9 protein-coding genes are annotated in these 12,302 nt (G+C 66.5%); 6 read left to right on the top strand and 3 right to left on the bottom strand.

All coding sequences use genetic code 11. The features are described 5' to 3' along the window. Nucleotides 1-73: 73 nt before the first annotated feature. The 4 genes from ACFOM8_RS17560 (at nucleotide 74) to ACFOM8_RS17575 (ending at nucleotide 4,778) form a co-directional block, all read left to right on the top strand. Nucleotides 74-1,012, top strand: coding sequence for a Rieske 2Fe-2S domain-containing protein (locus tag ACFOM8_RS17560; protein WP_377763478.1), 939 nt, complete (start codon nucleotides 74-76; stop codon nucleotides 1,010-1,012). A gap of 3 nt (nucleotides 1,013-1,015) precedes the next feature. Continuing rightward, entirely contained in the window at nucleotides 1,016-2,164 is a 1,149-nt protein-coding gene (locus ACFOM8_RS17565; RefSeq protein WP_377763434.1) for a 2Fe-2S iron-sulfur cluster-binding protein, read from the top strand. 7 nt (nucleotides 2,165-2,171) lie between these two features. After that, nucleotides 2,172-3,209 (top strand): xylose isomerase, encoded by a 1,038-nt coding sequence (locus tag ACFOM8_RS17570; RefSeq protein WP_377763435.1) that lies wholly within the window; start codon nucleotides 2,172-2,174, stop codon nucleotides 3,207-3,209. 87 nt (nucleotides 3,210-3,296) lie between these two features. Beyond that, the gene (locus tag ACFOM8_RS17575) at nucleotides 3,297-4,778 is read left to right on the top strand and encodes a nucleobase:cation symporter-2 family protein (protein ID WP_377763437.1); all 1,482 of its coding nucleotides are present in this window, start codon (nucleotides 3,297-3,299) and stop codon (nucleotides 4,776-4,778) included. A 38-nt stretch (nucleotides 4,779-4,816) separates the two neighbouring features. Here the strand turns inward: ACFOM8_RS17575 and ACFOM8_RS17580 are convergent, their stop codons facing one another. Next, nucleotides 4,817-5,752, bottom strand: coding sequence for a LysR family transcriptional regulator (locus tag ACFOM8_RS17580; protein ID WP_377763438.1), 936 nt, complete (start codon nucleotides 5,750-5,752; stop codon nucleotides 4,817-4,819). Nucleotides 5,753-5,850: 98 nt separating this feature from the next. On the opposite strand from ACFOM8_RS17580, the gene ACFOM8_RS17585 reads away from it, so the two are divergent. After that, nucleotides 5,851-6,213: a hypothetical protein gene (locus tag ACFOM8_RS17585; RefSeq protein WP_377763440.1), complete on the top strand. Its 363-nt coding sequence runs from the start codon at nucleotides 5,851-5,853 to the stop codon at nucleotides 6,211-6,213. Between the two features lie 78 nt (nucleotides 6,214-6,291). Here ACFOM8_RS17585 and ACFOM8_RS17590 read toward each other — a convergent pair whose 3' ends face one another. Next, the gene (locus ACFOM8_RS17590; RefSeq protein WP_377763441.1) at nucleotides 6,292-6,444 is read right to left on the bottom strand and encodes a hypothetical protein; all 153 of its coding nucleotides are present in this window, start codon (nucleotides 6,442-6,444) and stop codon (nucleotides 6,292-6,294) included. A gap of 826 nt (nucleotides 6,445-7,270) precedes the next feature. On the opposite strand from ACFOM8_RS17590, the gene ACFOM8_RS17595 reads away from it, so the two are divergent. After that, nucleotides 7,271-9,322 (top strand): hypothetical protein, encoded by a 2,052-nt coding sequence (locus ACFOM8_RS17595; protein ID WP_377763443.1) that lies wholly within the window; start codon nucleotides 7,271-7,273, stop codon nucleotides 9,320-9,322. 125 nt (nucleotides 9,323-9,447) lie between these two features. On the opposite strand, the gene ACFOM8_RS17600 is transcribed toward ACFOM8_RS17595, so the two are convergent. Further along, nucleotides 9,448-12,057 carry an aminotransferase class III-fold pyridoxal phosphate-dependent enzyme gene (locus ACFOM8_RS17600; RefSeq protein WP_377763445.1) on the bottom strand — a complete coding sequence of 870 codons (2,610 nt, stop codon included), beginning with the start codon at nucleotides 12,055-12,057 and terminating at the stop codon, nucleotides 9,448-9,450. Between the last annotated feature and the right edge of the window lie 245 nt (nucleotides 12,058-12,302).

Genomic DNA, 12,302 nt, shown 5'->3' on the forward strand with positions numbered 1-12,302 from the left:
GTCCTTGCCAACGCCCTGATCCGGGACGACCGAAAATGGGCACAAACCGCCCCTTGACCAAGACGGATATCTTCTGAACACCGACATCGTGATCGCGCGGCTCGACAACGGCGTCGTGGCCCTGAACAACCGCTGCCCGCACCGCTCGGCGCAGCTGCATCTGGGGTGGAACCGCGGCGACTGCGTGCAGTGCCCGTATCACGGCTGGAAATGGGGCGAGAACGGCAAGTGCATGGGCATCCCGGCGGCGCCCGACGGTCCGATCCCGCCGAACGCCAAGGCCACCTCCTATGACTGCGAGGAAAGATACGGCCTGATCTGGGTGCGGCTCGACGGCGCGGCGGACACCGAGATCCCCGGCCACATCGTTTACGACGATCCCACCTTCAAGTCGGTGCACGGCCCGTCCTACGACTGGAAGACCCATGCCGCGCGCCGGGTCGAGAACTATACCGACCTTGCGCATTTCCCCTTTGTTCACCCCGAAACCCTGGGTCGCGCAGGAGAGGTCACCTTTCTGACGCCGAACATCGACTTCCGCCAGGAAGGCCGGATGCGGTTCCGCTATGACCCGCCCAAGGGCGCGCGCCGGGCGATGGACGCCAAGGGCGGCCTTTCGGCGCTGGCCTTCACCGACTACACGATCCGGCTGCCCTTCGGCGTGACGCTGGATCTGAACCTCGAGGACGGCACCCGCACCGTGATGTGGATGTGGGCGACGCCGCTGGACGACATCCATTGCCGCAGCTTCTGGTTCGCCTGCCGGAACTCGGACCAGGACGGCCCCGACCAGCCGCACATGGACCAGCAGATGGTCATCCTCGAGGAGGATGTCGACATCGTCGAAAGCCAGGATCCGGAGCAGATCCCCCATCCGCGCGACGAGATCGCGGTGGGCCCCGACAAGGTGTCCCTGACCTACCGCCGCCTGCTTTACGAGCTTTGCAAGGCAAAGGCCGATGGCCCCGGGGCGCTCAAGACCTATCTCAACAAAGAACGCGAAAACATCTGAGCCATGGAACAGCACCTGCACGGCGACTGGCCCACCGGCCGGTGGGACCTCGAGTGCGTCGACATCGAACCCGAGACGCACGACGTCAAGACATTCCATTTCCGCGTCCGCGGGCGCGAAGGCGGCGCCGATCCGTTGTGCCTGCACAGGCCGGGCCAGTTCGTGACCCTGCGGCTGCGCCACGGCGACAAGCTGGTGCCGCGGTCCTACACGGTGTCCTCGTCGCCGTCGCGGCCCATGCTGATGACGCTGACGATCAAGCGCGATCCGAACGGGCTGGTTTCGCGCTTCATGCACGACCGGCTCAGGGTCGGGGACGTGCTGCCCATCAGCGGCCCGAGCGGCTCGTTCGACCTCGTTTCGGTCAAGCCGCGCAAAAGCGTGGTGATGCTGTCGGGCGGATCGGGCGTCACGCCGCTGATGTCGATGCTGCGCTACATCCACGACACCCGGGCGGGCGACTTCGACGTCACCTTTCTGCACTCGGCCCGCAGCCCCGAGGACCTGATCTTCCGCCACGAGCTGGAGCTGATCGCCGCGCGCAGCAACGCAAAGCTCGGGTTCGTCTGCCAGAACGGCGCGGAAGCCGGGATGGACGAGGGCCTGCTGACGCGCGAGCTGCTCGAACGGCACGCCCCCGGCATCCTCGCCTCGACCGTTCTCACCTGCGGACCGGCGCCCTACATGGCGGCGGTCAAGGCGATCCTGGGCGAGATGGGCTTCGACATGTCCCATTACCATGAGGAAAGCTTCGGCGATCCCGCGGAGCGGATCAATCCCGAGGGCGCCTCGCCCGAAAGCCTGACCCCCGACTTCGTGAAGCCGGACAAAGGCGAAGCCCCCGCGCCCGTCCCGGAGGATGTCCCCGCCGAGGCCGCCGCCCCCGGCGGCGCAAGCGAGATCCACTTCACCCTGACCGGCAAGACCGTCGCCTACGAGCCCGGCCAGACGATCCTCGACGTGGCGTCGAGCGCGGGCATCGCCATTCCCACCAACTGCCAGATGGGGCTTTGCGGCACCTGCAAGCAGAAATGCCTCGATGGCGTCGTGAACATGGACGACACCGAGGGGCTGGAACCCGGCGAGGAGGAGCTCGGCTTCGTCCTGACCTGCTGCGGCAGGCCCGTCGGCCCGGTCAGCATCGAACTCTAGGAACAGCATGGCAGACTTTCCCTTTTCGCTCGGATGCAACGGCCGCGGGCTGATGCACACCAGCGTGCTTCCCCTCGACGACCAGTTCCGGCTGCTGCGCGACAGCGGCGTGTTCGACCACTTCGACCGGATCCCTCAGCCCGGCCAGGAGCGCGAATATGTCGAGGCCTCGAACCGGTTCGGCGTGCCGCTGACCACGGGCCTTTGGACCTACCGGGTCGGCAAGGACGAGGCCCTCGTGCGCCACAACCTCGAATGGGCGGCGAAGGCGGGGGCCAGGTGCCACAACCTGATGATCTCGACCCACCATGCCGACGGCCATGTCGTCACCGACGACGAGGTGGTGGAGTTCTATCTCCGCGCCTACGAGACCGGCGAAAGCCTCGGCATCACGATCTCGGCCGAGGTCCACATCTACATGTTCACCGAGGACTTCCGGCGCATCACCCCGGTCGCCGAGAAGGTGCGGGCGCGCGGCGTGCCGTTCAACTTCGTTCTCGACCACAGCCACGTCCTGCTGAAGATCGAAAGCCCCGAGGAACAGGATGCCAGCGGCATCCGCGAGGATGTCGAGGCCGGCAGGCTGATCCTCGATCCCTATGATCGGGGCAACGTCATCGACGAATGGATCGGGCAGGACATGGTTGTCTGGCTACAGGTCCGGCCGGTCTCGCCCAACGGCCCCAAGAACACCGCGATGCTGGGGCCGGGCGGGCGGTGGGGCCGCGCGTGCCAGTATCCGTTCGTCCGCCCGGCGGCCGGCGAATGGAACCATTTCTGGCACGCCTACCGCGTGGAGCCCTGCAAGCACGTGGTGCGCAGGATGTTCGAACACCACAAGGCGACGCCGTCCAGCCCGCTGCGCTGGCTGACGACCGACATGATCGACATGCCCGACTATGGCGGCGGCGTCGGCTATTCGCTGTTCGATCAGAATGTCGCCATCGCCGAATGGCTGCGCAACCTGTGGAACGATGTCGGCGCATCCGACACCGGCCCGGCGCCGGGGCGCGAGCGCATCGGCGGGCGCCGGACCGCGCCATGAGGTCCGGGCGATCAGCCCCGGCCTTTCCTGCCTCCCGTTCGCATCCACGCTGACAACACTGGGACAACACTGGGAAAGGAACCCCGCATGGAGCCCGCTGCGCATCCCGTCGACGAAATGCTGCCCGCCCCGAGACTGTTCACCCTTGGCTTGCAGCACGTGCTGGTGATGTACGCCGGCGCCGTCGCCATTCCCCTTATCGTCGGGCGGGCGCTGCAACTGCCGCCGGAAGACGTGGCGTTCCTGATCTCGGCCGATCTGTTCGTCTGCGGCATCGTCTCGATCCTTCAGTCGACGGGCCTTACCCCGTGGCTCGGCATCAGGATGCCGGTGATGATGGGCGTGACCTTTGCGGCGGTCGGGCCAATGGTCTCGATCGCGGCCAGCACCCCCGGGCCCGACGGCGCGCGCGCCATCTTCGGCGCGATCATCGGCGCCGGCGTCGCCGCGATCCTGCTGGCGCCGGTGATGAGCCGCCTGCTGCGGTTCTTTCCGCCGGTGGTCACGGGCACGGTCATCCTGATCATCGGCGTGACGCTGATGCGGGTCGGCATCAACTGGGTTTTCGGCAATCCGTTCGGTCCGACCGCGCCCAGGATCGTCGATCCGGCGGGTCTCGCCTGGCTCGAGGAGATGAAGGAGGCGGCCGCGGCCGGCGTCGTCGCCGCCCCGCCCGCCGGCATCGGCCTGGCCCCCAGCATCGACAACCCGCTTTATGCGCCTGTTTCCAACATCGTCCTGTCGCTGATCGTTCTGGCAATCGTGGTCGGCGTCGCGCGCTTTGCCAGGGGATTTCTGTCCAACATCGCGGTGCTTGTCGGCATCATCGCCGGCGCGCTCATCGCCGCGGGGCTTGGGCTGATGCACTTCGACAAGGTTGCCGCCGCCGGCTGGTTCAGGCTGATCCCGCCGCTGCATTTCGGGGCGCCGACCTTTGACCCGATCCTGATCCTGACCATGACCCTTGTGATGATCGTGGTGATGATCGAATCGACCGGCATGTTCCTGGCGCTGAGCGACATCACCGGAAAGAAGATCAACCAGGGTGAACTCTCGGCCGGGCTGCGCATGGACGGGGTGGGCACCATCCTGGGCGGGCTCTTCAACACCTTTCCCTACACGTCGTATTCACAGAACGTCGGGCTTGTCGGCGTGACCGGCGTCCGCTCGCGTTGGGTCACCGTCGCCGCGGGCGCCATCATGATCGTGCTCGGCCTTATCCCGAAGATGGGCGCGGTCGTGGAGGCGCTGCCGACGGTCGTGCTGGGCGGCGCGGGGATCGTGATGTTCGGCATGGTCGCGGCCACCGGCATCCGCATCCTGTCCGTTGTGGACTTCAAGACCAACCGCAACAACCTTTTCGTTGTGGCCATCGCGCTTGGCCTGGGGATGATCCCGCTGGTGGCGCCCAGCTTCCACATCTGGCTTCCCCATGCGATCGCGCCCCTGATCGACAGCGGGATCCTGCTCGGCGCCCTTGCCGCGGTGATTCTGAACGTCCTTTTCAACGGTGCCGGCGGGAAAACCGAAGACCTGCGCGAAGCCGCCATGCTGGGCGGCGACCACTAGAAGGCGCCACCGGCATGGCCGGATCGGGCCATGCCGGATCAGCAGGTTTCCGGCCCGGCCGGCGCGTCCTCGGGCGGCAGGCCGGCGATCCCGGCGACAAGTTCCCTCAGCCACCTGTGGCCGGCATCGTTGCGCATCCGCGGATGCCAGCTGAGATACACGTCCAGCCGCGAGGTCGCGAAGGGCAGCGGCGCGTGGCGGATGCCGCCCCCGTCGATCTCGGCCACAACGGCAGGAACCACCGCAACGATGTCCGTGCGGCGGACGACGTGCGGCGCGAGAAGGAAGTTCGGGACCGAGCCGGCGATCCGGCGCTTGCGGCCGATTTTGGCGAGGGCCTCGTCGATGTCGCCCAGCACGCCGCCGCCCTTCAGCGCGACAACGAGATGGCGGAGCGCGCAAAAGGCGTCAACGGTCGCCGGGGGTCCGGGCATCGGGTGCCCTTCCCGCCAGATGACGCGATAGGCCTCGCTGCGGATCCGGCGGGCAGGGAAGTCGGGCGGCGCGTTTCCGAGGCTCGAGATCGCCATGTCCACCTCGCCGCGCTTCATCGCCCCGGCGACGGCATCGATGGCGAGCGGAACGGCCTCGAGGGTCATGCCGGGCGCCTTTTCGGCCAGCACGGCGTAAAGGCGCGGCAGAACGAAGACCTGCGCGAGATCCGTCGCGGCGAGGCGCAGGGTGCGCGTGTCGCTTGCAGGATCGAAGCCCGCATGCCGGGAGACCAGGGACCGGAGATCGGCAAGGATCGCGTGCAGCGGCTCGCGGAGTTCCTCGGCGCGCGGGGTGAGAACCATGCCGTGCGCGTTCCCGACCAGAAGCGGATCGCCGAAAAGGTCGCGCAGCCGCGCAAGCTGCGCCGAAAGCGCCGGCTGGCTGATCCCGAGCCGCCGCGCCGCCGCGGTGACGCTCTGCTCCTCGAGAAGGGCGTCGAGCGAGGCCAGCAGCGGAAGATCGGCGCGACGTAAATCCATGCCGCTTATGATGGCCATACGATCAATCGATTTTCAACATGATCGTTCGCCCCCTATCTTTCCAGGCAACAGGAAACACATGCCGAGGAGGGCTTTCCATGAACCGCATCTTCGCCGCCGCTGTTGCCGCCGCTGTCGCCGTTGCCGCGCCGCTGTCGGCCGGCGCCGACATGATCGCGCTGTCCGCGCCGCTCGCAAGCGCGTCGCTGCACAAGGGCGGCATCGACATGAACGTCTACTACACCGCCCAAGACGACAACGGCTTCGAGGTGGTCGCGACCTATGCGCCCGCCGCCACGCCCGCCGAGGCGGCGCGTTTGCGGATGCGGCTGGCGGACGGCGACGCCGTTCACTTCGCACTGCCCGGTCACGAGGCAACGATCTATACGTTCGAGCGGAGCGGTGCGACTGTCGCCGTCAGCGCCGAGCAGGCAGACGCTCCGGAGCGGATAGGTTCATGATGGCGACACCCGTCGCCAAGGACATGCCCTTTCTCATATCCGCTTTTCACGATGTTCTTGCGGATCTCCCCGGGGCTTTCAAATCTCGGCTTTACGATGGAAAGAGCCCATCCTCTCGGTAGCGAGCAGGTCCATGAGGGAAAGGAAGTCGAGAGCACCGCGAGGCAAGGCCCGAGTCGGCATTGTCTGCGCCGATCGCATCATGCCATCGCGGATCATGTCCTGGAACATGTTTTCAAACGACCGTTTCTTTTAGCCTTGTTCATATGTATGGATGCGCCGAAGGCAGCGCAGACCAGAGCGCCATGGCCTCCGACCGGCGATGCGCGCGTCTCCGATCGAGCAGATCCTTGACCTGAGGCTTGCGGAACTGCGGGGGCAGGCCGCGCCATCCTCGACAAGGAGGATGCCTTCAGGACGCTGCAAGGGCCGCCGATCTGGAACGATCCGCCTTTGCGCAGGGGGCGGCGTTCGGCGGCGGGTTCCTGGACCCGAAAGGCAGATGCGCCCGAAGCCGTTTGCCGCCGTCGCGGCGCCAGCCGCCATGGCGGGGATCACGCGAGCGCCCGCCCGAGGCCGCGACATGTGGTCCGTGCCATGCCGCCGCCGCGCGCCGCCCGAAGGGCACGCTGCCCGCGGATGCCCCCGAAACATCGGACAGCAAAGCTCCGTCCTTCACACGCCATGAATTTTCCAGCCTTCCCGGATATTCTTGCACCTCGCAAGAAGGGGCTGAAACCGGCATGCCCGGAAGGATTGGCCCGGAAGGATTGGCCCGGAAGGATTGGCCGTTTTTCTGTCATGATCCGGGATGAGCCGCGATCGGCTGCCGGCACAGAACGGCCTCGAAATCCCGGCTCGGGAAACAATCAGAAAATGAATCCCAATCAAAACAGAGGAATATGCCATTCATGAAACCGAAGCCGGAACGCCGGCTATTGACTTTGGAAGGACTTTAACCTTCGCTGAAAGGTGGGGCTTGTCACAGGATAAAACCGGTATGTCTGGTAACCAGTATTCACAGTTGAATGATAACATCTTTAACGCGAATATCGCCGTGGAGGACGATTACGGAGATTGGATCGACGACACCTCTCCGCGTCCCGGCAACCTGGGCGTCGGCGTCCCTGTTTCCGGAAATGTCGAGGTCGGCCAGGATGTCGATGCCTTCGCCATCTTTCTTGTGGCAGATCAATCCTATACGTTCGATCTTCAAGGGCTGCCAAGCGGAAACGGGACGCTCGAGGATCCCACTCTCCAAATCCGGGACAGCGCGGCCAATTTCCTTGCCGCCAGCTTTGATGACGTTGGGCTTGAATCCCGGATCATCTTCACCCCTTCCAGGTCGGGCACTTATTTCCTGCTGGCGGAAGCTTTCAGCAATCTGGTGGGAACATACAGGATCACGGCCACACTGAATGCAACCGCCGGAAATGACGTTCTGACAGGAACCCGTTTCGCCGACAGGATCGCCGGCCTTGCCGGCAACGACGCGCTGAACGGCGGCGCGGGCAACGACACGCTTTCCGGTGATGCCGGCAATGACACGCTTTCCGGCGGCGTCGGTGCGGACAGGCTTTTCGGCGGCGCCGGCGCGGACCGTCTTGTCGGAGGCATCGGCAACGACACCCATGTCATCGACAGGCTCGACACGGTTGTCGAGGCCGCCGGCGGGGGCATCGACACCGTCACAGCCGCCCTCAGCTACACTCTTGGCGCGAACCTCGAAAACCTTGTTCTTACCAGGGCTTCGGCGGTCAACGGCACCGGCAACGCCTTGAACAACCGCCTGACCGGCAATGCCGCCGCCAATGTCCTTTCGGGCGGGGCGGGCAATGACACGCTTTCGGGCGGTGCCGGCAACGACACGCTTTCGGGCGGAACCGGCGCGGACCGGCTTGTCGGGGGCCTTGGCAACGACACCTATGTCATCGACAGGCTCGACACGGTTGTCGAGGCCGCTGGCGGGGGCGTCGACACGGTTCGGGCCGCCCTCGGCTACACTCTTGGCGCGAACCTCGAGAACCTGGTTCTGGGCGGAGGCTCGGCGGTCAACGGCACCGGCAACGCCTTGAACAACCGCCTGACCGGGAACGCCGCCGCCAATGTCCTTTCGGGGGACGCGGGCAACGACACGCTTTCGGGCGGTGCCGGCGCGGACCGGCTTGTCGGGGGTCTCGGCAACGACACCCATGTCATCGACAGGCTCGACACGGTTGTCGAGGCCGCCGGCGGGGGCATCGACACCGTCACAGCCGCCCTCAGCTACACTCTTGGCGCGAACCTGGAAAACCTTCTCCTTGCCGGAAGCTCGGCGATCAGCGGCACCGGCAATGCCTTGAACAACCGCCTGACCGGGAACGCCGCCGCCAATGTCCTTTCGGGCGGTGCCGGCAACGACACGCTTTCGGGCGGGTCCGGCGCGGACCGGCTTGTCGGGGGTCTCGGCAACGACACCTATGTCATCGACAGGCTCGACACGATCATCGAGGCCGCCGGCGGGGGCGTCGACACGGTTCGGGCCGCCCTCGGCTACAGCCTTGGCGCGAACCTCGAGAACCTGGTTCTGGGCGGAGGCTCGGCGATCGACGGCACCGGCAACGCCTTGAACAACCGCCTGACCGGGAACGCCGCCGCCAATGTCCTCACGGGCGGCGCGGGCAACGACACGCTTTCCGGGGGGACCGGCGCGGACCGGCTTCTCGGAAGCAATGGAAACGACCTTCTGTCAGGTGGCAACGACGCCGACATTCTGGCGGGCGGCAGGGGCAGGGACATTCTGGATGGCGGCCTGGACGATGATAGGGATGTCTTCGTCTTCGCCTCGATCCTTGACAGCCGGGCCGGCGGAAACCGCGACATCGTGAACAACTTCGTGTCAGGCCTGGACGATCTGGATCTGCGCCGCATCGACGCGGTTGCCTCGGCATCCGGCGGCAACGACGCTTTCGAGTGGTCGGGCAACACGGCGGCAGACCACTCGGTCTGGTGGACGGCCGTTTCCGACGGCGTCCTGCTCAGGGGCGATGTGTCCGGCGACAGCCGGGCCGACTTCGAGATCCTGCTGTCCGACCTGCGCAGCCTCGGAGCGGATGACGTGCTTCTGTAGCAGCCTGGCCAGCGCCTGCCCCGTCCGGAAGCCCGGGCAGGCCCTGTTCCTGCCTTGAAAGAAAACGGAGGAGAGCCGAAGGCCCTCCTCTTTTCATTCTGGGATCGCGGCCGGGAAAGGCCCGTTCAGCCCGCGGCGGCCGAGACGAGCCTGCGCTTCCGGTTCCCCTGGCTTGCCGCGCGGTTCCCGGCCCAATGCGCCCGGACATGGGCGGCAAAGCCGTCAAGCGCGGCCTCGCTGACCAGATCTCCGTACCATTGCGGCGGCGCCGGCTCGAAGCCGTGCGTTTCGGCCAGGCCGGCAAGCAGGTCGGCCCCGGCCAGCGACAACGAGGAGCCGATGCTGAAGTCCTCTTGCTCGCCGGACAGCGCCAACAGCATCGTTTCACTGAGGCAGCCCCAGGCGATGTTGCTGGGCAGCGTCTGGAACGGCCCCAGATCCAGCGCGGACGGGGGGCTGACAAGGCCGCCGTCGAAGACCAGGACGCCGGTTTCCGAAAGATCGGCACTGGCGACATTGGGCGGACGGGCCACGTCGCAGACCAGGGTGCCCGGCCGCAGCTGCGTGGGATCGACCAGCACGGTATCCGAACTGGTGGCAACCAGCACGATGTCCGCCCGGGCCAGGGCCGGATCCAGGTCGGTTGTCCAGGACAGGCCCTGATCCTCCACCCCGTCGCGGACGGCCTGCGCCAGGCGCCCCGGCACCACCGCGGCGGGAATTTCGGCCAGCGACAGGCGGATCTCGTCGGCCACCTTGGCCAGAAGCCGCGGAGCGAAGGGGTTCTTGGCATTGCCCACCAGCGTCATGCTTCCGGCGCGGCGCGCCAGCAGCATCGCGCCAAGCCGGCCGATGGCGCCCGAGGCGCCCACAACCGCCACATGGGCCTTGTCCAGCGGAACGCCCGTGCGTTCGCACAGCCGCGTGATCGCCTTGACCGCCGAAACGGTGGTCAGGGTGTTGCCGCTGGTGACGGGCACGCCGCGCCCCGTCACCGTCTCGCCGCCGCGGGTCACGATCGAGGTGAAGGCGCCAAGCCCGACGCGGCAGGCGCCCTGCGCGCCGGCCAGATCGACCGCCTCGGCGATCATCCCGCGCGCCTCGGCGCGGCCCTTGCCGCGCATGTCGCCGGGCAGCATGGGCACGGACAAAAGCCAGCCCGACGCGACCTGGCCCGTCTTCGACACCACGGGCGGGATCTGGCGCACGAAACCCGGTCCCAGGCGTTTGACCCAGGCCTTCCAGTCCTCCAGCTCCGTGTCGCTGAACTGGCGCAGCGAGGGATCGGAGCGGAAGATGTCCTCGTCCTCGGTGTAATGGATGACAAAGCCGAACCGGCCCGGGACCGGCCGCGTCCCCGGCAGGGGCGCGGGTTCTGCGGCCGGGGTTTCGGACGCCAGGGCCTCGGATCGGGGCTCGCCGGTCTCGACGCCGTGCCGGCGGGTCACCAGATGGCGCACCAAGGCGTAATAGTCGCTGCGATGGAGGATGTCGCACACCGCCGCCAAGGCCTCGACGGCGCGGTCCAGCCCGGCGCGGTCCAGGATCAGGGGCGGTTGCAGGCGCAGCACCCGGCTGTCGTTGAACAAGGGCGCGGTCAGCACCTTCTGGACATTGACCAGATACGAGGCGATCAGCGCCGTCACCCCGCCGTTCAGGCCGGCATGGGCGATGATGGCGGAATCGCCGCGGTCTTCCAGCGGGTGGAATTCCAGACCCAGCATGTAGCCGCGCCCGCGAACCTCGCGGATGACGTAGGGATAGGCGCGCCCGAGCGCCTCCAGGCGGGCGCGGATGTAATTGCCGTTTTCGGCTACCTGCCGGATCAGCGCCGCGTCGTTCTCCAGCAGCTGGTCCAGGGTGGCGCAGGCCACGGTGGCGGCCAGGGCGTTGTTGGCGAAGGTCGAGCTGTGCAGGCGCCCGAACCGGTCGTCCCAGGCCGAGGGCCGGACGATGCAGGCCCCGATCGGCATCAGCCCGCCGCCGAGCGCCTTGGACAAGAGCAGCATGTCGGGCACCTCGGAAAAGCCCGAGCAGGCGAACAGCTGGCCCGTGCGCCCCATCCCCGTCTGGATCTCGTCCAGGATGCTCAGCACCCCATGCTTGCGGCACAGCGCGATGGCGGCCTCGACATAGCCGTCGGGGGGGCAGACGACGCCGCCCTCGCCCTGGATCGGTTCAAGGATAAAGGCCGCGATCCCGTCGGTCCCGGCCTCGAGCCGCGCCTCGAGGGCGGCGAGATCGCCAAAGGGCAGATAGTCGAAATCGGGGGCCGGGGCATTGAAGCCCTGCTGGTAAAGCGGCTTGCCCGTCGCCGACAGCGCCCCCAGCGTCTTGCCGTGAAAGCCGTTGCGGGTGGACAGGATGCCCGGGCGCCCGGTGCGGATGCGGGCCAGCTTGATCGCCGCCTCGACGGTTTCGGCGCCGCTGTTGGTCAGCGTGGTGATCGACAGGTCGCCCGGCGCGACGGCGGCCAGGCGGCAGGCCAGACGCTCGGCCTCGGGAGAGCGCAGCGGCTGGACCATCGCGGGAAGCTGGGATTCCTGGGCCGCCCGAAGCGCCGCCCATCCCCGCTCGGGGTTGTGGCCAAAGGGCAGAGCCCCGTATTGGGACAGGAAATCCAGATATTCGTCGCCGTTCTCGTCGAAAAGACGCGCTCCGCTTCCCCGAAGCATGGCCACGTCAAGGGCGAATGTCTCAAGCAGCTGGGCGCGGGTCGGATTCAGCAGGGACATCAAGGCTCCATTCAGGGTTGAACAAGGGACCGTGGCAAAAGGGCAAAAACATTCTTATGAACGAAAGCCGAAACATATCGCTTCCCCGCCATACAAAGTGTAAGAATTGGCAAGGAATCCACAGGGCCGCATATTATCATCAGAGGAGATCGCCTGGCTCACGCAGCGATGCAAAAGATAGCCAAACCCGGTCTGACTTTCCGTGCATAGATTGCGCAGTTTCCCCCAAGAGGAAACCTTTTGAT

It is taken from the genome of Paracoccus angustae, assembly GCF_042648745.1.
Taxonomy (GTDB): Bacteria; Pseudomonadota; Alphaproteobacteria; order Rhodobacterales; family Rhodobacteraceae; genus Paracoccus; species Paracoccus angustae.